This window comes from Nocardioides sp. P86, from assembly GCF_023712465.1.
Lineage (GTDB): Bacteria > Actinomycetota > Actinomycetes > Propionibacteriales > Nocardioidaceae > Nocardioides > Nocardioides kribbensis.
In genome coordinates, this window is the sequence record NZ_JAMAYE010000003.1 from 656,546 (window position 1) to 678,300 (window position 21,755).

20 protein-coding genes are annotated in these 21,755 nt (G+C 76.8%); 12 read left to right on the forward strand and 8 right to left on the reverse strand.

All coding sequences use genetic code 11. The features are described from left to right. Positions 1 to 914: 914 nt before the first annotated feature. A complete protein-coding gene (locus M3673_RS16445; protein WP_251534960.1) occupies positions 915 to 1,646 on the forward strand; it encodes a sirohydrochlorin chelatase in 732 nt (243 codons plus the stop codon). Between the two features lie 10 nt (positions 1,647 to 1,656). On the opposite strand, the gene M3673_RS16450 is transcribed toward M3673_RS16445, so the two are convergent. From M3673_RS16450 to M3673_RS16470, 5 genes are read right to left on the reverse strand one after another with little or no spacing between them, the layout of a single operon-like run. Then, entirely contained in the window at positions 1,657 to 3,213 is a 1,557-nt protein-coding gene (locus tag M3673_RS16450; RefSeq protein WP_251534962.1) for a cation acetate symporter, read from the reverse strand. Beyond that, positions 3,210 to 3,629, reverse strand: a complete 420-nt coding sequence (locus M3673_RS16455) for a hypothetical protein (RefSeq protein WP_193665880.1) — start codon at positions 3,627 to 3,629, stop codon at positions 3,210 to 3,212. Before M3673_RS16455 ends, M3673_RS16450 begins: the two co-directional genes overlap by 4 nt. Next, positions 3,626 to 4,426 carry a LytTR family DNA-binding domain-containing protein gene (locus M3673_RS16460; RefSeq protein WP_251534964.1) on the reverse strand — a complete coding sequence of 267 codons (801 nt, stop codon included), beginning with the start codon at positions 4,424 to 4,426 and terminating at the stop codon, positions 3,626 to 3,628. Before M3673_RS16460 ends, M3673_RS16455 begins: the two co-directional genes overlap by 4 nt. After that, positions 4,423 to 5,547, reverse strand: a complete 1,125-nt coding sequence (locus tag M3673_RS16465; protein WP_056903223.1) for a sensor histidine kinase — start codon at positions 5,545 to 5,547, stop codon at positions 4,423 to 4,425. Before M3673_RS16465 ends, M3673_RS16460 begins: the two co-directional genes overlap by 4 nt. Continuing rightward, positions 5,544 to 6,599, reverse strand: coding sequence for a class I SAM-dependent methyltransferase (locus tag M3673_RS16470; RefSeq protein WP_251534966.1), 1,056 nt, complete (start codon positions 6,597 to 6,599; stop codon positions 5,544 to 5,546). The genes M3673_RS16465 and M3673_RS16470 overlap by 4 nt, the downstream gene beginning before the upstream one ends. A 93-nt stretch (positions 6,600 to 6,692) precedes the next feature. Here M3673_RS16470 and M3673_RS16475 point away from each other — a divergent pair, with 93 nt between their 5' ends. After that, positions 6,693 to 7,421, forward strand: a complete 729-nt coding sequence (locus tag M3673_RS16475; RefSeq protein ID WP_251534968.1) for an oxidoreductase — start codon at positions 6,693 to 6,695, stop codon at positions 7,419 to 7,421. A gap of 328 nt (positions 7,422 to 7,749) precedes the next feature. Here M3673_RS16475 and M3673_RS16480 read toward each other — a convergent pair whose 3' ends face one another. Continuing rightward, positions 7,750 to 8,538, reverse strand: coding sequence for an HAD family phosphatase (locus tag M3673_RS16480; protein ID WP_193665888.1), 789 nt, complete (start codon positions 8,536 to 8,538; stop codon positions 7,750 to 7,752). A gap of 148 nt (positions 8,539 to 8,686) precedes the next feature. Here M3673_RS16480 and ssd point away from each other — a divergent pair, with 148 nt between their 5' ends. The 7 genes from ssd (at position 8,687) to M3673_RS16515 (ending at position 14,119) form a co-directional block, all read left to right on the forward strand. After that, complete coding sequence (gene ssd / locus M3673_RS16485) at positions 8,687 to 9,772, forward strand: septum site-determining protein Ssd (protein ID WP_251534970.1); 1,086 nt, start codon at positions 8,687 to 8,689, stop codon at positions 9,770 to 9,772. A gap of 5 nt (positions 9,773 to 9,777) precedes the next feature. Next, a complete protein-coding gene (locus tag M3673_RS16490; protein ID WP_251535288.1) occupies positions 9,778 to 11,058 on the forward strand; it encodes a TadA family conjugal transfer-associated ATPase in 1,281 nt (426 codons plus the stop codon). Then, entirely contained in the window at positions 11,055 to 11,897 is an 843-nt protein-coding gene (locus M3673_RS19735; protein WP_308196170.1) for a type II secretion system F family protein, read from the forward strand. Before M3673_RS16490 ends, M3673_RS19735 begins: the two co-directional genes overlap by 4 nt. Beyond that, a complete protein-coding gene (locus tag M3673_RS16500; protein WP_251534971.1) occupies positions 11,894 to 12,646 on the forward strand; it encodes a type II secretion system F family protein in 753 nt (250 codons plus the stop codon). The genes M3673_RS19735 and M3673_RS16500 overlap by 4 nt, the downstream gene beginning before the upstream one ends. Positions 12,647 to 12,789: 143 nt before the next feature. Beyond that, positions 12,790 to 13,341 (forward strand): DUF4244 domain-containing protein, encoded by a 552-nt coding sequence (locus tag M3673_RS16505; RefSeq protein WP_251534973.1) that lies wholly within the window; start codon positions 12,790 to 12,792, stop codon positions 13,339 to 13,341. A 38-nt stretch (positions 13,342 to 13,379) separates the two neighbouring features. Further along, positions 13,380 to 13,712, forward strand: coding sequence for a TadE family type IV pilus minor pilin (locus M3673_RS16510; RefSeq protein WP_251534975.1), 333 nt, complete (start codon positions 13,380 to 13,382; stop codon positions 13,710 to 13,712). Next, positions 13,709 to 14,119 (forward strand): Rv3654c family TadE-like protein, encoded by a 411-nt coding sequence (locus M3673_RS16515; RefSeq protein ID WP_251534977.1) that lies wholly within the window; start codon positions 13,709 to 13,711, stop codon positions 14,117 to 14,119. Before M3673_RS16510 ends, M3673_RS16515 begins: the two co-directional genes overlap by 4 nt. 26 nt (positions 14,120 to 14,145) lie before the next feature. On the opposite strand, the gene M3673_RS16520 is transcribed toward M3673_RS16515, so the two are convergent. Beyond that, positions 14,146 to 16,494 (reverse strand): DEAD/DEAH box helicase, encoded by a 2,349-nt coding sequence (locus M3673_RS16520; protein ID WP_251534979.1) that lies wholly within the window; start codon positions 16,492 to 16,494, stop codon positions 14,146 to 14,148. A 277-nt stretch (positions 16,495 to 16,771) separates the two neighbouring features. Here M3673_RS16520 and M3673_RS16525 point away from each other — a divergent pair, with 277 nt between their 5' ends. From M3673_RS16525 to M3673_RS16535, 3 genes are all read left to right on the forward strand, one after another. After that, the gene (locus M3673_RS16525; protein ID WP_193665901.1) at positions 16,772 to 17,110 is read left to right on the forward strand and encodes an anti-sigma factor antagonist; all 339 of its coding nucleotides are present in this window, start codon (positions 16,772 to 16,774) and stop codon (positions 17,108 to 17,110) included. Positions 17,111 to 17,350: 240 nt separating this feature from the next. Further along, positions 17,351 to 19,702, forward strand: coding sequence for a sodium-translocating pyrophosphatase (locus tag M3673_RS16530; RefSeq protein ID WP_251534981.1), 2,352 nt, complete (start codon positions 17,351 to 17,353; stop codon positions 19,700 to 19,702). Between the two features lie 62 nt (positions 19,703 to 19,764). Continuing rightward, positions 19,765 to 21,255, forward strand: coding sequence for a methyltransferase (locus M3673_RS16535; protein ID WP_251534983.1), 1,491 nt, complete (start codon positions 19,765 to 19,767; stop codon positions 21,253 to 21,255). 8 nt (positions 21,256 to 21,263) lie between these two features. Here M3673_RS16535 and M3673_RS16540 read toward each other — a convergent pair whose 3' ends face one another. Further along, the gene (locus tag M3673_RS16540) at positions 21,264 to 21,674 is read right to left on the reverse strand and encodes a hypothetical protein (protein WP_251534985.1); all 411 of its coding nucleotides are present in this window, start codon (positions 21,672 to 21,674) and stop codon (positions 21,264 to 21,266) included. Between the last annotated feature and the right edge of the window lie 81 nt (positions 21,675 to 21,755).

Here is a 21,755-nt window from a genome sequence, read left to right on the forward strand (position 1 = left end):
CTGAGACGGCCCCGCGGAGCGGGTCGGCAGCGCTCGCGGTGATCGATCGTGTGGGCACGCGCAGCAGGCGGTGGACCCGGGCGCGGCGGCAAGTGGCGGGAGACGACACCTGCGGCGGTCCTCGACCTGTCGTTCGCCGCCACTTCTCGGGCGGGCCGGCCGGGGACGTGACGCGACCCCCGCGTGGCGGGTCGGCAGCGCTCGCGGTGACTGATCGTGCGGAAGTGGCGGGAGACGACAGCTGCGGCAGTCCTCGACCGGTCGTTCACCGCCACTTCTCGGGCGGGCCGGCCGGGACGTGACGCGGCCCCGCGTGGCGGGTCGGCAGGGCTCGCGGTGATCGATCGTGTGGGCACGCGCAGCAGGTGGTGGACCCGGGCGCGGCAGGAAGTGGCGGGAGACGACAGCTGCGGCGGTCCTCGACCGGTCGTACGCCGCCACTTCTCGGGCGGGCCGGCCGGGGACGTGACGCATCCCCGCGGAGCGGGTCGGCAGCGCTCGCGGTGATCGATCGTGTGGGCACGCGCAGCAGGCGGTGGACCTGGGCGCGGCGGCAAGTGGCGGGAGACGACACCTGCGGCGGTCCTCGACCTGTCGTACGCCGACCCTTCGGGCGGGCCGGCCGGGGACGTGACGCGACCCCGCGTGGCGGGTCGGCAGGGCTCGCGCTGACCGATCGTGCGGGAGTGGCGGGAGACGACAGCTGCGGCAGTCCCCGACCGGTCGTGTGCCGCCACTTCTCGGGCGGGTCGGCCGGGGACGCGAGGTGGCCCCGCGTGGCGGGTCGGCAGGGCTCGTGGTGACCGACCGTCCGGAGCCGGGTGCGCCCGAGACCCCCACCGACCACTCGCACACCGACGGGTCACGACTCGACGAGCCACAGGAGCGTCCCGGCTGCGGGGTCGGGTGGCACCATGAGCGGCATGGACGCCCGCCTCGTGACCGTCGCCCACGGCACCCGCAAGGGCGGCGGCAACGAGATCGCCCGCCTGCTGACCGACGCCGCCGGCGAGGAGCTCGGCCTCGAGGCCGTCTGCTCCTACGTCGAGCTGTGCGAGCCGCTCTTCGAGGACGTCGTGGCGGCCTCGGCCGCCCCGACGCTGGTCGTGCCGCTGCTGCTGTCGACCGGCTTCCACCTGCGCCAGGACCTGCCCCGCATGGCCAGCGCCGCCGGCGGTCCGCTGGTGCTCGGCCGCCCCTTCGGCCCGCACCGGCTGGTCGCGGCCGCGCAGCTGGAGCGGCTGCGGGAGGCGGGCGCGCGGCCGGAGGACCGGCAGGTCGGGCGGCTCGTGCTCGTCGCCGCGGGCTCCTCGGACCCGCTGGCCACCCGCGACCTGACCCGGGCCGCCGAGCTGCTCGGCGAGGCCTGGGCCGAGGCGGCCGGCGCGGCCGGGGCGCCCTCGCCCGTGGCGGTCGAGGTGGCCACCCTCACCGCGCTGGGCCGTCGCCCGGCCGAGGTCGTGCGGCCCGGCGACGTGGTGTCGCCGTACCTGCTCTCACCGGGGTTCTTCGCCGACCGGGCCGCCCGGGAGTGCCGCGAGGCCGGAGCCGCGCTGGTCGCCGACGTCATCGGGCCCCACCCGCGGCTCGTCGAGCTGGTGGCCCGGCGCGCCCGTGCCCTGGCCCGCATCGAGCAGCCCGCCTAGCCCGACCCCCTCAGCCCCGGGGGTACGCCGACTCCTCGGGCGTGTGCAGCCGCACGAGGAAGGCGCCGGCGTGGGCGGGGCGCGAGGCTCGGGTGAGCAGGCTGGTGCCGACCATGACGCCCACCGCCAGCGGCACCGACCAGGCGGCCGGCTGCTCGAGCAGCACCGCCCGCCAGCCGGGGTCGACGTCGACGAGCAGCGTCACCAGCGCGGCGGTGCCGGAGCCGAGGCCGCCGACGACCAGGCCGGCGACGGCGCCCGCGGCGGTGAGGCCGGGCCACCAGATGCCGAGCACGAGCAGCGGGCAGAAGGTCGAGGCGGCCACCGCGAAGGCCAGGCCCACGGTGGAGGCGACGCCGACCTCGGGGCCGAGCAGGGCCACGGCGCACGGCACGGTGACGGCGACGACGGCCGCGACCCGGAAGGCGGTGACCCCGTCGAGGCGGCGCCCGCCCCAGGCCCGCCCGGTGACGTCCTGGCTGAGCACGCCGGCCACGGCGATCGAGAGCCCCGAGGAGGTCGACAGGAAGGCCGCGAACGCCCCCGCCACCACCAGGCTGGTCAGGACGTCGCCGCCGAGTCCCGGCAGCACGATCCGCGGCAGCTCGAGCACCAGCGCGTCGGAGCGGCCCGCGGCGGCCAGCGCCGGGGCGTAGGCCCGGCCCAGGGCGCCGTACACCGGCGGGACGAGGTAGAAGGCGCTGAGCAGCACGAGCACGACCAGCGTCGTGCGGCGCGCGGCGCGGCCGTCGGGGTTGGTGTAGAAGCGCACCACCACGTGGGGCAGGCCCATCGTGCCGAGGAAGGTCGCCACGATGAGGGAGTAGGTGACGTAGAGGCCCTGCCCGCCGCCCTCGGCCAGCGGCTGCGACCACGACACCAGGTCGGGGAAGGCCGGGCCCGCCCCGGCGTCCGCCCCGGCCGCACCGCCGGTGGAGCCGCCCGTGGGCCGGCCGTCGCCGAGCCACACCACGACGAGCACGGCCGCGGGCACGAGCAGGGCGGTGAGCTTGAGCCAGTACTGGAAGGCCTGCACGAAGGTGATCGAGCGCATGCCGCCCGAGGAGACGTTGACCAGCACGACCGCGCCGACGATGACCGGGCCCACCCAGCCCGGGGCGCCGACCGCGGAGGTCAGCGTGAGCCCGGCGCCCTGGAACTGCGGCAGCAGGTAGAGCCAGCCGATCACGACCACCAGCAGCGAGCAGGTCGAGCGCACCCGCCGCGAGCCCAGCCGGGCCTCGGCGAAGTCGGGCAGCGTGTAGGCCCCCGAGCGGCGCAGGGGGGCGGCGACGAGCACGAGCAGCACGAGGTAGCCCGCGGTCCAGCCGACGGGGTACCAGAGCATGTCGGCGCCGAAGGTCAGCAGCAGCCCGGCCACGCCGAGGAAGGAGGCGGCCGAGAGGTACTCCCCGCCGATGGCCGAGGCGTTGAGCCCCGGGCGCACCGTGCGCGAGGCCACGAAGAAGTCGCTGGTCGTGCGGGAGAAGCGCAGCCCCCAGGTGCCGATGGCCAGGGTCGCCACCGTCACCAGGACGATCGCGACGATGCCGGGTGCGGCGTTCACCGCGGGTCCCCCTCGGGCCCGTCGGGGGACGGGGCGGCGGGCGCGGTGCCGCGCACGAGGTCGCCGTAGGCCACCTCGTTGCGCTCGGCGCGGCGCACGTAGAGCCAGGCGAGCCCGACGAGGAACGGGTAGGCCGCCACGCCGAGCAGCAGCCACGGCAGGGGCACGCCCAGCCAGCTGCGGTGGCCCAGCGAGGGTGCCAGGTGGAAGAGCAGCGGCAGCGACCCGAGCACCCCGACGAGCACCAGCAGGGTGCGCGCGGCCAGCCACAGCTGCTCGCGCAGCAGCGAGCGGAGGTAGAGCCCGGCCAGCCGCTCGTCGGGCCCGGGGTCGCGGCGGGCGCGCTCCGCCCCGCCCGTCGTACGCCGCCGCGGCGGCCCGGTGACCCGCACCCGCGGCGGGCGGGCCTCGCTCACGAGCCGGCCCGCCGCAGCAGCAGGTCGCGCAGCTCGCGGGTGTGGCGTCGGCTGACCACCAGCTCGGGACCCGGCCCGGAGCCCTCGGCGCCGCCGCCGGCGGGGCCGACCCGCACGGTGCAGCGGCCGGCCTCGGTGCGGACCTCGGCCACGTGGGCCAGCGCCACCAGCAGCGAGCGGTGGATGCGCACGAAGCCGGCCTCGGCCCACTCCTCCTCCAGCGTCGACAGCGGGGTCCGCACGAGGTGGGAGCCGCCCGAGGTGGTGTGCAGGCGTGCGTAGTCGCCCTGGGCCTCGACGTGGGTGATCTCGGAGCGGGCCACGAAGCGGGTGACCCCGCCCAGCTCGACCGGCACCTGCAGGTCGGCGACGGCGCCGGTGCGGTCGGCGCCGTCCACGACGCGGCGCACGGCCTCGGCGAGTCGCTCGGCGCGCACGGGCTTGAGCACGTAGTCGACCGCGCGCAGGTCGAAGGCGTCGACGGCGTGGGCCTCGTGGGCGGTGACGAAGACGACCGGCGGCGGGGTGCGGAAGCGGCCGAGCACCTGCGCGAGCTCCAGGCCGGTGAGGCCGGGCATCTGGATGTCGAGGAAGACCGCGTCGACCTCGGTCTCCTGCAGCACCTTCAGCCCGGCGGTGGCGGAGTCGCGGGTCAGCACCTCCCCGACGCGGGGGTCGCGCTCGAGGAGGTAGCGCAGCTCGTCGAGCGCGGGCCGCTCGTCGTCGACCACCAGCACCCGCGCCAGCACCGGGGCGGTGCCCTGGCCCGTCCCCTGGCCCGTCCCCTGGCCGGTCACCGGACGTGCACCCCGGGGGCGAACTTCGGCACCCGCACGGTGACCTTGGTGCCGGCGCCGGCGGCGGTCTCGACGACCAGGCCGTGGTCGTCGCCGTAGACCGCGCGCAGCCGGCCGTCGACGTTGCCCAGGCCCACCGAGTCGAGGCTGCCGTCGCCGGCCAGCGCCCGTCGCACCCGGGCGGGGTCCTCGCCGACGCCGTCGTCCTCCACCTCGATGACGCACTCCTGGCCGCGGTCGAGGGCCACGATGCTGATGTGGCCGCCGCCCTCGCGGCCCTCGAGGCCGTGACGCACGGCGTTCTCGACCAGCGGCTGGATGCACAGGAACGGCACGGCCACCGGCAGCACCTCGGGCGCGATGCGCAGGGTCACCCGCAGCCGGTCGCCGAAGCGGGCCTGCTCGAGCAGCAGGTAGCGCTCGACCGAGCGCAGCTCCTCGGCCAGCGTCGTGAACTCGCCGTGGCGGCGGAAGGAATAGCGGGTGAAGTCGGCGAACTCCAGCAGCAGCTCGCGCGCCCGGTCGGGGTCGGTGCGCACGAAGCTGGCGATCGCGCCGAGGGAGTTGTAGATGAAGTGGGGGCTGATCTGGGCCCGCAGCGCGCGCACCTCGGCCTCCATCAGCCGGGTGCGCGAGGCGTCGAGCTCGGCCAGCTCCAGCTGCCCCGAGACCCAGCGGGCGACCTCGTCGGTGGCCCGGGCCAGCCCGGCGGTGGGGTACGCCGTGAACGTCGCCAGCGTGCCGACCACCCGCTCCTCGACCAGCAGCGGGCTGACCACCGCGTTGCGCACCGGGCAGCCGGGCTGGTCGCAGGGCAGGTCGGAGCGCTCGAAGACCCGGGTGGCGCCCCGCTCGACGGTCTCGGCGACCAGGGCCGGCAGCTGGCCCTGGTGGTGGGCGCCGCTGCCCTCCCAGGCCAGGACCTCGGCGGGCACGGCGGAGTCGGTGAGCGCGAGGGCGGGCGCGCCGAGCAGCGCGTGCAGGTGGCGGATGCTGCGCTCGGCGCTGGCGCGGTGCAGCCCCTCGCGCAGGGCGGGGCCGGCCAGCGACGCGGTGTGCAGGGTGCGGAAGGTCGTGCGGTCGGCGTCGGTGCCGAGGTGGCGCCGGCGTCGCAGCCTCACCGGAAGTCGAAGAGGAGCACGGTGTCCTCGTCGACCGTGACGGCCGAGTCGGGCGCCTTGGTCACGTCGGTCACGGCCGGGAAGCTCCCGGTGGTGACCACGAGGTGGCTCCCCGTGGCGTCGGGGGTGGCGTCGGGGGTGGCGTGGGCGGTGGCGTGGTGGGTGGCGTGGTGGGTGGCGTGGTGGGTGGCGTCGGGCTCGGTGGACCCATCGGCGGCGCCGTGGGGGCCGGCGGCGCCGTGGTCGCCGGTGGGGGGCGCGGCGTGCGCGGGCTCGTCGGCGACGACGACCCGGCGCTCGAGGACGCCGGCGCGGAAGCACTGCACGACGTAGGGCAGCTGCATGCCGTCCATGCCGCGGCCGTAGTCGTCGTAGAAGGCGAGCACCTGGGCGCGCAGCTCCTCGCGCCCGGTGTCGTCGCGGGTGGCGACGTGGGAGCGGGAGAGGGCGAGGTCCTGCACCGTGCTGCGGTTGAGGGTCTGCCAGGAGCGGAAGGCGCGGTCCTCGACGAAGCCGAAGAGCGGGGAGTGCACGAGCGCCCGGTGGGACTCCCCGCGCTGCCCGCCGCCGAGCAGGCGGCCCAGCCGGCGCACCCACGGGATGCGCTCGTCGCGCTCGTTCCACACCAGGGCCAGGTGACCGCCGGGGCGCAGCACCCGGGCGATCTCGGGCAGCGCGACCTCGGGGTCGAGCCAGTGGAAGGCCTGGGCGCACACCACGACGTCGACCGAGGCGTCGGGCAGGGGGAGGTCCTCGGCCGGGGCGACGGCGGTGCGCACGTCGGGCAGGCGCCGCCCCAGCACGGCGAGCATCTCCGGGTCGGGGTCGGTGGCCAGCACGTCGTGACCGAGCGCGACCAGCTGCTCGGTGAGCTTGCCGGTGCCGGCGCCGACCTCGAGCACGGTCACCGGGTCGCCGGCCCCCAGGTCGGTGAGCCACGCGGCGGCCTCGCGGGGGTAGCCGGGCCGGCCGCGGTCGTAGGCGTCGGCGACCGTGCCGAAGGCCCGGGCGGGCGTGCGGTCCGGGTGCGGGGCTGCGGGGTGGTCGGCCATCGCAGCGACGATATCCCCTGCCAGCCCTCCGTGGTCCCCGCCGGCGTCCCCTGCGACGCGGCCGGGCCCGCGCGGGCCGGTAGCCTCGCGCCCGTGACCGATGACCCGCTGGCCTGGCTGACCTCGCTCGAGGGCGTGCCCAGCGCCTACGTCGCCGCCCGCGACGGCATCGACGTGATGCTGCGCGACCGCGGGCTGCGGCGTACGTCCCCGGAGACGACGGCCGAGTCGCTGCTGCGCGGCGCCCACGCCAGCGCGGTGCTGGAGGGCTCGGGCTCCTCGCTCGCCGAGGTGCGCGCGGGGGAGGGCGACGCGGTGGCCGCCGACGCGGTGCGGGTCTCCTCCGAGCTGCTCGCGCTCGTGCCCGCGCTGGGCCGCACGCCGCTGCAGGCCCTGGCCCGGGTGCACGCCCTGGCCTCCGCCGGCTCGCTGCCCGAGGACGAGCGGGGCCGCCCGCGCGACGCCGCGGCCGCCGAGCGGCTGCGGGCGCTGGCGACGCTGCTCACCGCCGAGACCGCGGCCCCGGCGCTGGTCGTGGCCGCGGTGGTGCACGCCGACCTCGCGACCTCCGCGCCCTTCGCCTCCCACAACGGGGTCGTGGCCCGGGCGGCCGAGCGGCTGGTGCTGGTGGCGCGCGGGGTCGACGAGAAGTCGCTGGTCGTGCCCGAGGCCGGCCACCTCGCCCTGCGCGAGGCCTACGAGTCCAACCTGCGCGGCTACCGCGACGGCGGCGAGGCCGGCGTCCACTCCTGGCTGCTCTACGCCGCCGAGGCCTACGCCGCGGGCGCCGAGGCGAGCCCGCTGCGCCGTGAGGCGACCTGAGGCGACCTGAGGCGCAGCGTCGCGGGGCGCCCGGAGACGTGCCCGTCAGGGCCCGGACATGCAGGTGGCACCCGGGCCATCGATCGACCTGGGTGCCACCGCTGACACGCGAGCCGCCGGCTACCAGGCGTGCATCACTACTGCTGCTGCGGGAGTGTCCCGCTGGCATGCGCCCATAAGAAGGGTGGATCGCCGCGTGGGTACCCCGGACCGCGTGTACGTCTCTGTTGAGGTGTCCCGACCCCGTCCTGCCGGGCCGGTGAGGCCTTCCCGCTCCTGCTGGCCTCGTGACTCCATGTGTACGCCGGTGTGACCTGGAGCACAAGACCTACCCGGCGGTAGGTCGCCGGCGGCGTGTGCCTGCCCAGACCGCGCCGCCCACCGCGACGACCCCGGTGACGGCCAGCGCGGCGAGCGTCGAGCGACCGCCGGGCAGCCGCGAGCGCAGGGCCACGGGTCGGGTGAAGACGAGCACGGGCCAGTCGCGGGCGACCGCGATGCGGCGCAGGTCCTTGTCGGGGTTGACGGCGTGCGGGTGGCCCACGGCCTCGAGCATCGCGGTGTCGGTGATCGAGTCGCTGTAGGCGTAGCTGGCCGCGAGGTCGTAGCCGCGCTCCTCGGCCAGCGCGCGGATGGCGGCGGCCTTCTCCTCGGCGTAGGCGTAGTAGGCGATCTCGCCGGTGTAGCGGCCGTCGACCTCCTCCAGCCGGGTGGCCACCACGAGGTCGGCGCCGAGCATGGCCCCGATCGGCTCGACGACCTCGCTGCCGGAGGTGGAGACGATGACCACGTCGCGCCCGGCGGCGTGGTGCTCCTCGATGAGGCCGACCGCCTCCTCGTAGACCAACGGGTCGACGATGGTGTGGAGGGTCTCCGCGACGATCTCGCGCACCGTGGCGACGTCCCACCCCGCGACCAGCTGCGACATGAAGTGCCGCATCTTCTCCATCTGGTCGTGGTCGGCGCCGCCGGTCAGGTAGACGAACTGGCCGTAGGCCGAGCGCACGACGGCGCGCCGGGAGATCAGGCCCCCGGCCTGGAAGGGCTTGGTGAAGGCCATGGCGCTCGACTTGGCGATGATCGTCTTGTCGAGGTCGAAGAAGGCCGCTCCCGGCATGGCTCCAGCATAGGGACCCCGCGGGCGGCGCGCGGGCGAGTGCCACGGGTGACCACGAGTCGTCCCCAGGGCGGCCGGCGCGCGGCCCTGTCCACAGCGGTGGCCGCAGGCGCGGCGTACGGCGTGACGGCGGGTGAGGCTCACCGGCATGGACGCACCCCTGCTGCTCACCCGCGACCCGCTGCTGCTCGACGAGGTCGCCCGGCTCGCGGCCGCGGCGGGCGCGCGGCCCCACGCGACCGACGACGTGGCCGGCGCCCTGCGGGCCTGGTCGACCGCCCCGGTCGTGCTGGTGGGCGTCGACCTGGCTCCGCAACTGGCCCGGCTCGGGCCCGACCGGCGGGGGCAGGTGCACGTGCTCGCTCTCGACGACGTCGGACCTGCCGGTCTGCGCACCGCCCTCGAGCTGGGGGCGGAGTCGGTGCTCGCGGTCGGCGCCGCCCCGGGGCGGCTCACCGAGGTGCTGACCGACCTGGGGGAGGGGCGGGCCTCGCCGGGGCGCACGATCGCGGTGGTCGGCGGCTCGGGCGGGGCGGGGGCCACGACGGTGGCCTGCGCGCTGGGTCAGGTGGCGGCCGCGGCCGGCACGTCGCTCGTGGTCGACCTCGACCCGCTGGGTCCCGGCGCCGACCGGGTGCTGGGCCTCGAGCGGGCGGCCGGGGTCCGCTGGGGCTCCGTGGCCGAGACCACGGGCCGGCTGAGCTCGCGGGCGCTGCGCGAGGCGCTGCCGCGGCGCGAGGGCCTCGGGGTGCTCGGCTGGGCCGCCGGCCGGGCCGAGTCGCTCGATCCCGGCGCGGTGCGCGAGGTGGTCTCGGCGGCGCGTCGCGGGCACGACACCGTCGTCGTCGACCTGCCGCGCGTCCTCGACGCCACCACCGGCGAGGTCAGGGCCCGCAGCGACCTCGTCGTGGTGGTCGTGAGCGCCACCGTGCCCGGGGTCACCGCCGCGGCGCGGCTGTGCGACCGGTTGGCCGCGGAGGCCGGCGGTGGGGGTGTGACGGGCGAGGCCGGTGGGGTGGCCCTGGTCGTGCGGGGCCGGGCCCTGACGGCGTCGGAGGTGACCCGCGCGACCGGCCTGCCCGTGCTCGCCGTGGTGCCGGAGGTGCGCCGGCTGCGCGAGTGGTGCGACCTGGGCCTGGGGCCGGTCCACGGGCGGCGCAGCCCGCTGGCCCGGCCGATGGGGGAGGTCCTCGGCGCCGTGCCCGCCCCGCTGCGGACGAGGGCCACGCCATGACCGGCATGACCGGCACGACCGGAGTGACCGGGCTCCAGGCCCCGCAGGTGGGCGCGCCACCGGCCGAGACGGTGGAGGCGGTGCGCGAGCGGCTGGCCGCCGAGCCCGGCGAGCTGACCCCGCACCGCGTGGCCCAGGCGCTGCGGGCCACGGGGCGCCCGGTCGGCGACGCCACGGTCCTCGCCGTGCACGACGCGCTGCGCCGCGACGTCGTCGGTGCCGGGCCGCTCGAGCCCCTGCTGCGCGTCCCGGGCGTCACCGACGTGCTGGTCAACGGCCCCGACCAGGTGTTCCTCGACCGCGGGGCCGGTCTCGAGCCCGCCGGGGTGCGCTTCCCCGACGACCAGGCGGTGCGACGCCTCGCCCAGCGCCTGGCCGCGCTGGCCGGTCGCCGTCTCGACGACGCCAGCCCCTGCGCCGACCTGCGGCTGCTCGACGGCACCCGCTTCCACGCCGTGCTCTCCCCGGTGGCCCGCCCCGGCACCACCATCTCCCTGCGCGTGCCCTCCCGCCGGGCCCTCGACCTCGACGCCCTGCAGGCCGCCGGCGCGGTCGGTCCCGACGCCGCCCACCTGCTGCGGGCCGTGGTGGCCTCGCGTCGGGCGTTCCTGGTCACCGGCGGCACCGGCTCGGGCAAGACCACGCTGCTGGCCGCCCTGCTGGCCCTCGTCGACCCCGCCGAGCGGCTGCTCGTGGTCGAGGACTCCTCCGAGCTGCGTCCCGTCCATCCCCACGTCGTGGGGCTCGAGGCGCGCACTCCCAACATCGAGGGCGTCGGAGGCATCGAGGTGCGCGAGTTGGTCCGTCAGGCCCTGCGCATGCGGCCCGACCGGCTGGTGGTCGGCGAGGTCCGGGGCGCCGAGGTCGTCGACCTCCTGGCGGCCCTCAACACCGGCCACGAGGGCGGCTGCGGCACGCTGCACGCCAACTCCGCGACCGACGTGCCGGCGCGGGTCGAGGCGCTGGCCCTCGCGGCCGGGCTCGGCCGCGAGGCGGCCCACAGCCAGCTGGCCTCGGGCATCGACCTGGTCCTCCACCTGCGCCGCGGTGGCGACGGGGTGCGCCGGCTGGTCGAGGTGGCGGTGCCCGACCGCGGCGCCGACGGCATCGTGCGGATGCAGGTCGCGGCCCGGCTGGGGCCACCTGCGCCGCACGGCGACCGCGACCTGGTGGAGGGTCCTGCGGCCGACCGTCTCGCCGCCCTGCTCACCGACCCTGACGCCGACCCCGGCGCCGACCCCGGCGCCGACCCCGGCGCGGGGTCCGCGCCCGGGTCGCGGCCGTGACGAGCGCCGGCCCCGCCACCTGGGTGGCGCACGGTGCGCCGGCGGCCGCGGTGGCGTGCCTCGCCGCCGTGTCCGCCGCGCTCGCCGTCGCCCTCCTGCTGCCTCCGCGGCCCCGGGTCGCGACCGCGCGGGGCGGGGCGGGGCGGGCGACGCCCGGGCGGGTCGTGCCGGCCTGCGTCGGCGTCGTGGCGCTGCTCCTCCTCGCCGCCTCGCTGGGCCCCGCGGCCGTCGCGCTGGCCGTGGTGCTCGCCGGCGCCGCGGGCGCCACGGCCCGGCTCTGGGCCGCCCGCCGCGCCGCCCGCGAGGCGCACCGCACCTCCACCCGGGTCCTGGAGACCTGCGAGCGGCTCGCCGCCGAGCTCGCGGCCGGGCGGCCGCCGGTGCTGGCCCTCGGCCACGCCGCCCAGGAGTGGTCGGCCCTCTCCCCGGTCGCCGAGAGTCTGCGCCTGGGCACCGACGTCGCCGAGGCGTGGCGCACGGTCGCGCGGCAGCCGGGCGCCGGTGACCTGCGCCTGCTGGCCGCGGCGTGGCAGGTCGCCCACCGCACCGGCGTGGGTCTGGCCGCCGCGGTCGACCGGGTCGCGGTCGACCTGCGCGCCGTGCGCTCCACCGAGCGGGTGGTCCGCGGCGAGCTCGCCTCGGTGCGGGCCACCGTCAAGCTCGTCGCCGCACTGCCGCTCCTCGCGCTCGCCATGGGGTCGGGTGCCGGCGGCGACCCCTGGGGCTTCCTGCTCGGCGAGCCGGTCGGCCTGGCCTGCCTGGCCGCCGGTGTGACCTGCGCCCTGGCCGGTGTGGCCTGGGTCGAGGCCATCGCCCGGTCGGTGGAGCAGGGCCGGTGACGCCCGGGCTCCTCGCGGCCCTCGCCGCAGCGGCGGCGGTGGCGCTGCTGCTGCCGAGCCCGGCGCGGCCTCCCGACCCGCGCTCCGGAGACGCGTGGGGCGGCCCTGCCGGGTCCGCTGCGGCCGACGGCGGCGCGTCGGGCGTGGGCTGGCTGCACCGCCACCGTCTGCTGTGGTCGCTCCTCGGCGCGGTCGGGGCCTGGGCCTTCGTGTCCGGCACGGCCGGCGCGGTGCTGGCCCCGGCCGTGGGCGCGGCGGTGTGGGTCGGCGTCGGGCGCGCCGAGCCGGCGCCCGCCCGACGCGAGCGCGAGGCGGTGAGGCGCGAGCTGCCCCACCTCGTGGCGCTCGTGGGCTCCGCGCTGGGGGCCGGGGCCTCGCCGGGGGCCGCCGTGGAGCTCGCGACCGCTGCGCTCCCGGGGCCCGCCGCCCAGCGTCTGGAGCCGGCGGTCCACCGCCTGCGCCTGGGCCTCGACCCGGGCGAGGTCTGGCGCCTCGTCACCGCCGACGCCGACCTGGCCCCTCTGGGCAGGGCCCTGGGCCGGGCCCACGAGACGGGCGCCCCGGTGGTCGCCGCCGTCGAGCGGCTCGCGGAGGAGCTGGCGCGCTCCGCCCGGGCCGACGTGGAGGACCGCGCCCGGGCCGTCGGCGTCCGGGCGGCCGCCCCGCTGGGGCTGTGCCTGCTGCCGGCCTTCCTCCTCGTCGGGATCGTGCCGGTCGTCGCGGGCCTGCTCGAGAGCCTCGCGTGGTGAGCGACCTGACCACCAACCGTGCACACGACCACCCTGCGGCCGGGCCCTCCACAGCCTCGGCCGCGGGCCGCACCGCCAGGCGTCGGCGGCGGCAGGGTCGAGACACGGCGCCGCGCCCGCGGCGCCACGACGCGAGGAGAGAGATGACCACGACCGCCGAGCACCACACGGCCCCTGCCGGCCCCGTCCCCGGATCCAGCACCGCCGCCAGCCCCGCCGCCGGCACCGCAGCCAGCACCGCCGCCGGCACCGCCGTCGGCAACGCGGCCCCCGCCTCCGGCACCGCCGTCGGCGACGCGGCCCCCGTCTCCGGCACCGCCCCCGCGTCGGCGCCTCGCCCGCCCCGGGCCCTCCGCCTGGCGCGCCCGGGCGTCGACCGCCCCGGCCCGTGGCCGGTCTCGCGGACCGGCCGCCGTCGCCGGCCGGCGCTCTACGCCGTGCCCGGCACCCGTCCGGACGCCGCGTCCACGGAAGCGTCCGCGAAAGCGTCCCCGGCGGGGTCCCCGGCAGCGTCGCCGGCCGGCACCCGCGTTGCGGCCCCCGAGGCGGGCATCACCACCGCGGAGTACGCCGTCGGCACCGCTGCGGGCGCCGGCCTGGCCGGGCTGCTCTACAAGATGCTGACCGGTGGCTTCGGCGACCAGCTCCTCACCCGGCTCTTCGACCACGTGCTCGGGCTGCTGGGCATCGGATGAACCGGGAGCCGTCGCCCCGACGCGGCGAGCGCGGCGCCGTGACCGCCGAGGCCGCGATGGTCCTGCCGGCCATGGTGGCCGTGACCGCGGCCCTCGTGTGGGTGCTCTCGCTGGTGCTGGGCCAGGTCCGCGTGGTCGACGCGGCCCGGGAGGGAGCGCGGGTGGCGGCGCGGGGCGACGGCGAGGCGGCCGCGGTGGCAGCGGCGCGCCGGGTGGCTCCGAGCGGCGCCACCGTCTCGGTGGTCCGCTCGGGTGACACCGTCACCGTCACCGTCACCGCGCGACTCGACGGCCCGGGGGGAGTCGTCGGGTCGCTGCCGGGTGCGGAGGTGGCCGCCGATGCGGTCGCCGCGGTGGAGGTGGGCGTGTGACCGTCCCGGTCACGAGGCCCGCCGGCGGGCCGGTCGCGCCCGACCGGGGCGAGCGGGGGGAGCGGGGGCACCGCGGCCAGCGCGGCGCGGCCACGGTGCTCGGCGTCGCCCTGCTCGGGGTGCTGCTCCTGGTGGCGGCGGCGCTGGGCACGGTGGGGGCGGTCTTCGCCGCGCACCGCTCGGCCCAGGCCGCCGCCGACCTCGCTGCGCTCGCCGGGGCCGGCGCCCTGCAGCAGGGCGAGGACGCCTGCTCCGCGGCGGCCCGGGTGGCGGGCGACAACGGCGCCCAGGCCGTGCGGTGCACGGTCACCGGCGCCGAGGTGGAGGTCGAGGCGCTGGTGCGCGGGCCGCGGTGGCTGGGCCGGTCCGCCGATCCCGTGGGCGTCGCCCGCGCGGGCCCGGCCTGACGCGGGCGCGACGGTCGTGGCCGGTCTCAGGCCCCGGCGGCGGGCCCGTCGGGGTCGGCGCCGGTGAGCAGCAGGTCGAGCAGCCGGCCCGCGGCGGCCTTGTCGAGCGGGTTGTTCTGGTTGCCGCACTTGGGCGACTGCACGCAGGAGGGGCAGCCGTCGGCGCACTCGCAGGTCGCGATGGTCTCGCGGGTCGCGGTCAGCCACGCCCGGGCGGCGTGAAAGCCCCGCTCGGCGAAGCCGGCCCCGCCCGGGTGGCCGTCGTGCACGAAGACCGTCAGCTCGCCGGTGTCGGGGTGCATCGCGGTCGACACGCCGCCGATGTCCCAGCGGTCGCACGTCGCGAAGAGCGGCAGCAGGCCGATCGAGCAGTGCTCGGCGGCGTGGGCGGCCCCGGGCAGGTCGTCGGCGGCCAGGCCCGCCGCGGCCAGGGTGGTGGCGGGCACGGTCCACCAGACCGCGGTGGTGCGCAGCGCCCGCTCCGGCAGGTCGAGCAGCTCCTCCCCGACGACGTCGCCCCCGGGCTGGCGTCGCTTGAGGAAGGAGACCACCTGCTGCGACACGTCGACCTCGCCCACGCTGAGGCGGCACGGCCCCCAGGTGCGGTGCGCCCGCTCGGCGACGATCGAGATGTCGGTGACCTCACGCGCGGAGGTGGAGTAGTCGGGGTCGGCGCGGTGGATGACGGCGACGTGCTCCTCGAGGTCGAGGGAGTCGACCAGCCAGGTCTCGCCGCGGTGCACGTAGACCGCTCCGGGGTGGGCGGTGCCGTGGGCGCTGGAGCCGTCGACGGTGCCGATCACGCGACCGGTGCCGGCCTCGACGAGCGAGACCGGCGCGCCGCCGGTGGAGCGGATGTCGGCCAGGTCGGCCGCGCGGCGGGCGTCGGTCCAGTACCAGCCGCGGGGTCGGCGACGCAGCAGCCCGCCGGCGACCAGCTGCTCGAGCACGCCGCGCGTGGTGGGGCCGAAGAGGTCCAGCTCGTCGGCGGTGAGCGGGGCCTCCTGGGCGGCCGCGCACAGGTGGGGGGCCAGGACGTAGGGGTTGCCGGGGTCGAAGACGCTGGCCTCGACGGGAGGCCCGAAGAGGGCGTCGGGGTGGTGCACGAGGTAGGTGTCGAGCGGGTCGTCGCGGGCCACGAGCACCCCGACGGCGTCCTGGGCGCCGCGCCCGGCCCGGCCCACCTGCTGCCACAGGGCGGCGCGGGTGCCGGGGAACCCGGCCATCAGCACCGCGTCGAGGCCGCTGACGTCGATGCCGAGCTCGAGGGCGTTGGTGGCGGCCAGCCCGCACAGCGACCCGTCGCGCAGCGCGGTCTCGATCGCGCGGCGCTCCTCGGGAAGGTAGCCGCCGCGGTAGGCCGCGACCCGGCGGGCCAGGGACGGCTCGACCTCGCCGACCAGGGCGGCCGCGGTCATCGCCACCTGCTCCGACCCCCGTCGCGAGCGCACGAAGGCCAGCGTGCGCACGTCGTCGACCACCAGGTCGGCGAGCAGGTCGGCGACCTCCGAGGTGGCGGCGCGGCGCACCGGGGCGCCGTTCTCGCCGGTGTGGGAGGTCAGCGGCGGCTCCCACAGCGCCACCGACACCCGGCCCCGCGGCGACCCGTCGTCGGTGACCGGCTCCACGTCGAGCCCGGTGAGGCGGTGGGCGGCGGCCGCCGGGTCGGCCACCGTGGCCGAGGCCAGCACGAAGGTCGGGTCGGCGCCGTGCAGGGCGCACACGCGTCGCAGCCGGCGCAGCACGTGGGACACGTGGGCGCCGAAGACGCCGCGGTAGTGGTGGCACTCGTCGACCACGACGTAGCGCAGCGAGCCGAGGAATCCGGCCCAGCGGGCGTGGCCCGGGAGCATCGAGCGGTGCAGCATGTCGGGGTTGGTGAGGAGGTACTCCCCGTGCTCGCGGGCCCAGTCGCGCTGGTCGCGGCCGCTGTCGCCGTCGTGGGTCGTGGCGCGCACGTCGAGGCCCAGCGAGCGCAGCGAGGTCAGCTGGTCCTGGGCGAGCGCCTTGGTGGGGGCGACGTAGAGCACCCCCGCGCCGCGCTGTCCCCGGCTGCCCCGCGACTCGCGCACCGCGGTCAGCGCCGGCAGCTGGTAGGCCAACGACTTGCCCGACGCCGTGCCGGTGGCGACGACCACGTGCCGCCCGGCCCGCACGGCCTCGGCGGCCTCGACCTGGTGGCTCCACAGCCGCTCGACCCCGCGCGCCTCGAGCGCGGCCCGCACGTCGGACGCGACCCAGGTCGGCCACGGGGCGTGGCGCGGATCGCGCGCGGCGAGCTCCTCGACGTGGGTCAGGCGGTCCTCGCGGCCCGGCACCGCGGCGAGGCGGTCGACCAGACCGGCTCGGGGGCGCAGGGGGAGGGCGGCGGTCATGGATCCGAGTGTCCCAGGGTCCACCGACAGGCCCCGCAGGGCCGGGCGGCGCGGACCGGTGGCGGCCGTCGCGGGGGCCTTCGTGCCACTGTCCGGGAGCGGCCAGGGCGCTGCGTCGGGGCGCAGCGCGGCGCGGGCGTCCGACCTTTACCCTTTTTGTGCGCCGGGGCCGCGAGCGTGGTTTCATATGGCTGGCCGAGTGTCGTGGCGTCGCCCGCCCTCACGAGGTCCGCCAGCTCGACTGGCACGGATTCCGCAGGCCGACATGGGAGTAGACGTGGACCTCACTCTTGCGACGCGCGACGTCGATGGCAAGACCATCGTTGCCGTCGGTGGCGAGATCGACGTCTACACCGCCCCCAAGCTGCGCGACAAGATCACCGAGCTGGTCGCCGCCGGCACCTACGACCTCGTGGTCGACATGGAGGCCGTCGAGTTCCTCGACTCCACGGGCCTCGGCGTGCTCGTCGGCGGGCTGAAGAAGGTCCGGGCCCACGACGGCTCGCTGCACCTGGTCTGCACCCAGGACCGCCTGCTGAAGATCTTCCGGATCACCGGGCTGGCCAAGGTCTTCATGATCCACGACAGCGCCGACGCCGCGCTGGCCGCCAGCTGACCCGTCCTCAGGACCGCCCGCCTGCACCTCCCCCTCCTCGCTGGGAGCACCGGACCCGACCGCCGTCGGGGTCGGCCGCGACCCGTGCCCACGGCCGACACGTGTGACCCACGCCACATAGTCGTGCACTGGCGGGCATCGGCGTGCGTAGACTCCGGCTCGTCCGTGAGACGCAGATCACGTTCTTGCGCCTGATCGTTCACTCCACCGCTCGCTCACCCAGCACGTAGGAGGAATCAGATGACGGGGATCCGACCCTTGGTCGTGGAGCTCTCCGGCGGCAATCTCGTCCTGGTCGTCATCGTCGCCCTCGTCGCGCTCGGTGCGCTGGCGATGGCGGCGATGTTCCGCCGGGAGGTCCTCGCCGCCGGTGAGGGCACCGCCAGCATGCAGACCATCGCCCAGGCCGTGCAGGAGGGCGCCAACGCCTACCTCACCCGACAGTTCCGGACGTTGGCGATCTTCGCCGCCGTCGCCTTCTTCGCCCTGCTGCTGCTGCCCGCCGACGACACCGTCGTGCGGATCTTCCGCTCGGTCTTCTTCGTCGTGGGAGCCGGCTTCTCCGCCACCGTCGGCTACCTGGGCATGAACCTCGCGGTGCGGGCCAACCTGCGCGTCGCCGCCGCGGCCGAGACCTCGGGCCGCGAGCCGGCGATGACGATCGGCCTGCGCACCGGGGCCATGGTCGGCATGCTGACCGTCGGTCTGGGCCTGCTGGGCGCGAGCCTGGTGGTGCTCTTCTTCCAGGACGAGGCCCCCGACGTGTTGGAGGGCTTCGGCTTCGGCGCGGCCCTGCTCGCGATGTTCATGCGCGTGGGCGGCGGCATCTTCACCAAGGCCGCCGACGTCGGCGCCGACCTGGTGGGCAAGGTCGAGAACAACATCCCCGAGGACGACCCGCGCAACGCCGCCACCATCGCCGACAACGTCGGCGACAACGTGGGCGACTGCGCCGGCATGGCCGCCGACCTCTTCGAGTCCTACGCCGTGACGCTCGTGGCGGCCCTCATCCTGGGCTCGCAGGCCTTCGGCGACCAGGGGCTGGTCTACCCGCTGCTCATCCCGGCCATCGGGGCCCTCACCGCGGTGGCGGGGGTCTACCTCACCCGCCCGAAGGCCGGCGAGAACGGCCTCACCACCATCAACCGGTCCTTCTACCTCTCCTCGGGCATCGCCGCCGTGGCCAGCGTGCTGCTCTCCTACGTCTACCTCCCCGGCAGCTTCTCGGAGTTCGCCAACATCGCCCCCGACCTGGCCCAGGCCGACGGCGACCCCCGCTTCATCGCCTCGGCCGCCGTGGTCATCGGCATCGTGATGTCGGCCGGCATCCTGGCCCTCACCGGCTACTACACCGGCACCGAGTTCCGCCCGGTCAAGGACGTCGGCAAGACCTCGCTCACGGGCGCGGCCACCGTCATCCTCTCGGGCCTCTCGGTCGGCTTCGAGTCGGCGGTCTACACCACGCTGGTCATCGGGGCCGCGGTCTTCGGGGCCTACCTGCTCGGCGGCGCCGCGCTCACGGTGTCGCTCTTCGCGGTGGCGCTGGCCGGCACGGGTCTGCTGACCACGGTCGGCGTCATCGTCGCCATGGACACCTTCGGCCCGGTCTCCGACAACGCCCAGGGCATCGCGGAGATGTCCGGCGACGTCAGCGAGGAGGGGGCGCAGATCCTCACCGAGCTCGACGCGGTCGGCAACACCACGAAGGCCATCACCAAGGGCATCGCGATCGCCACGGCCGTGCTCGCCGCGACCGCGCTGTTCGGGTCCTACGCCACCTCGGTCTTCGAGTCCCTGGCCGACGCTGACCCGAGCCTGGAGGAGGCCAACCTCCTCGACTTCAGCGTCTTCAACCCCGCCGTCCTCGTCGGCGTGCTGCTCGGCGCCGCGGTGGTCTTCCTCTTCTCCGGCCTGGCCATCAACGCGGTCGCCCGTGCGGCCGGCGCGGTCGTCTACGAGGTGCGCCGCCAGTTCCGCGACATCCCCGGGATCATGGAGGGCACCGGCCGCCCGGAGTACGGCAAGGTCGTCGACATCGTCACCAAGGACTCCCTGCGCGAGCTCGTCACGCCGGGCATCCTCGCGGTGCTGGCCCCGATCGCCGTCGGCTTCGGGCTGGGCGCGACCGCCCTGGCCGGCTTCCTCGCGGGCGCCATCGGCACGGGCACGCTGATGGCGGTCTTCCTCGCCAACGCCGGTGGGGCCTGGGACAACGCCAAGAAGCTCGTCGAGGACGGCCACCACGGCGGCAAGGGCTCCGAGGCCCACGCCGCCACCGTCATCGGCGACACCGTCGGCGACCCCTTCAAGGACACCGCCGGCCCGGCGATCAACCCGCTGATCAAGGTGATGAACCTCGTCTCCCTGCTCATCGCCAGCGCGGTGGTCTCCCTCAGCGTGGGCAAGGACCAGAACGACGTCCTGCGCGTCGCGATCGCGCTCGCCGCCGTCGTCGTCATCGCGGTCGCGGTCTACATCTCCAAGCAGCGCGAGACCGCGATGGGCGACGAGCCGACGCCGCCGAGCGCGCCACCGCCGCCCCCGACCGACGGCTACGTCGACCCGACGCCCACCGTCCAGCGCGAGCTGTGAGCACCGACCCGCCCGGTCCCCGACCGGGCGGGTCGCTCTCGTCGGGGCCTACGCTCGCCTGCGTGAGCGACCTTCCCCACCTCCTGCGCGAGGCCCTCGTCAGGGCCGACTTCACCTACGACGCCGTGGCCGGCCTGCTGGGTCGCCAGGCCCACGACGCCCTGGCCCGCAACGAGACGACCCCGGGGCTGCTCGCGACGGGCGACGGCTCGCCGCTGGCGACCCTGGTGCGCCTCTTCCTGCTCCAGACCGCCGTCTCGCGCGACGCCGCGGAGCGCGCGCTGCCGGGGCTGCTCGACGCGATGGCCGCGCAGGGTCTGGTCGAGCAGTCGGTGGGCGAGGTCGCGGCGCGCCTCGACGTGCGCCCCTACGCCACCGACCACGCCGACGAGACCACCCACCTGTGGGTCGTCAGCGACCTCACCCCGGGCCTCGACGGCCTGCCGCAGCGCGTCGGCGGCGACCACGTGCTCGGGATCAGCCCCGCCTCGACCTCCCTGGCCCAGCTCACCCTGCGCGAGGAGGTCGACCGCAGCCTCGACCTCGGCACCGGGTGCGGCGTGCAGGCGCTGCACCTCGCGCGCCACAGCGGCCGCGTCGTCGCCACCGACGTCAACGCCAAGGCCCTGCGCCTGACCCGCTTCAACGCCGCGCTCAACGACGTCGCCGACCGCGTCGACGTGCGCGACGGGTCCTTCTTCGAGCCCGTCGCGGGGGAGCGCTTCGACCTGATCGCCACCAACCCGCCCTTCGTCATCAGCCCCGCCACCGGCGAGCGGCTGGTCTACCGCGACTCCGGTCTGCCCGGTGACCGGGTGGTCGAGGACATCGTGCGGGCCGCCCCCGACCACCTCACCGAGGGCGGCTGGTGCCAGGTGCTGGCCAACTGGGTCATCGCCCGCGACACGCCGTGGGACGAGCGCCTCGCCGGCTGGGTGGGCGACGACTGCGACGCGCTGGTGGTGCAGCGCGAGGTCCTCGACCCCGCGGCCTACGTCGAGCTGTGGCTCAAGGACGCCGGGCAGCACCCGAGCACCGGCGGCGCGAGCGCCGAGGACTACCGGCGTCGTTACGACACCTGGCTGTCGTGGTTCGACGAGCAGGGGGTCGAGGCCGTCGGCTTCGGCTGGATCAACCTGCGCCGCGGGGCGTCGGCCGCGCCGGACACCGCCGCGCGGACGCTGCTGGACTGGCCCTACGAGGTCGAGCAGCCGGTGGCCCCCGCCGTACGCGACTGGGGCCGGGCCGCCGACGTCGTCGTCGAGGCCGGCAGCCGACTCGTGCTGCGCGTCGACGTCCTCCAGGAGACCGTCGGCGCGCCGGGCGCGGAGGATCCCGAGACCATCGTGCTGCGCCAGCAGCGCGGGCTGCGTCGCGCGCGCAAGGTCGACACCGTCGAGGCCGCCCTGGCGGGAGCCTGCGACGGCGAGCTGAGCATCGGCCAGATCCTCGACGCGGTCGCCGACCTGCTCGACCGCGACGCCGCCGACCTGCGCGCGCAGTACCTCCCCGTCGTCGCCGAGCTCGTCCGCGAGGGGTTCCTGGTCGCCTGAGCGCCCGGTCAGGCGACCTCGCGCGCCTCCCGGGCCCGCTCGCGCAGCCGCGTCAGACGGACCCGGGTCGCGGCCGTGAGCAGGTCGGGCCTGCCCAGCGGCAGCAGGTCGGGCGCCTCCCGCGGTCGTTCGCGGCCCTCCAGGTCGCCCCACCGCAGACCGACGAGGGCCCGCCGGACCAGTCCGCCGACCGCGGCGGGCGAGCCGGGCAGGGCGAGGGCGTCCTGGACCATCGTCAGGCGCAGCGACCCGTGGGGGTGGAACCACCCGTTGGCCCGGCCCACGGCCCAGCACAGACCCCCGGCGAGGTGCGCGGCCGACCGCGCGCCCGTGACGACCTCCGGCTCCAGGATGCTCAGCGCCACCAGGGCCCGTCGCAGGGCGTAGGACGACTCGACGTCGAGGTGCGCGGCGGCCACGGCGTCGAGGAGCTCCCCGACTCCCTCGGCGCGGCGCCGCAGGGGCAGGTCCTCGAGGGTGTCGGGCAGGTCGGTGCCGTC

Excerpts from the sequence above, each read along its gene's own strand:
- M3673_RS16480 (WP_193665888.1), bottom strand. The coding sequence starts at position 8,538 with ATGCCGGGAGCGGCCTTCTTCGACCTCGACAAGACGATCATCGCCAAG.
- ssd (WP_251534970.1), top strand. The coding sequence starts at position 8,687 with ATGGACGCACCCCTGCTGCTCACCCGCGACCCGCTGCTGCTCGACGAG.
- M3673_RS16445 (WP_251534960.1), top strand. The coding sequence starts at position 915 with ATGAGCGGCATGGACGCCCGCCTCGTGACCGTCGCCCACGGCACCCGC.
- M3673_RS16520 (WP_251534979.1), bottom strand. The coding sequence starts at position 16,494 with ATGACCGCCGCCCTCCCCCTGCGCCCCCGAGCCGGTCTGGTCGACCGC.
- M3673_RS16470 (WP_251534966.1), bottom strand. The coding sequence starts at position 6,599 with ATGGCCGACCACCCCGCAGCCCCGCACCCGGACCGCACGCCCGCCCGG.
- M3673_RS16490 (WP_251535288.1), top strand. The coding sequence starts at position 9,778 with ATGACCGGCACGACCGGAGTGACCGGGCTCCAGGCCCCGCAGGTGGGC.
- M3673_RS16530 (WP_251534981.1), top strand. The coding sequence starts at position 17,351 with ATGACGGGGATCCGACCCTTGGTCGTGGAGCTCTCCGGCGGCAATCTC.
- M3673_RS16505 (WP_251534973.1), top strand. The coding sequence starts at position 12,790 with ATGACCACGACCGCCGAGCACCACACGGCCCCTGCCGGCCCCGTCCCC.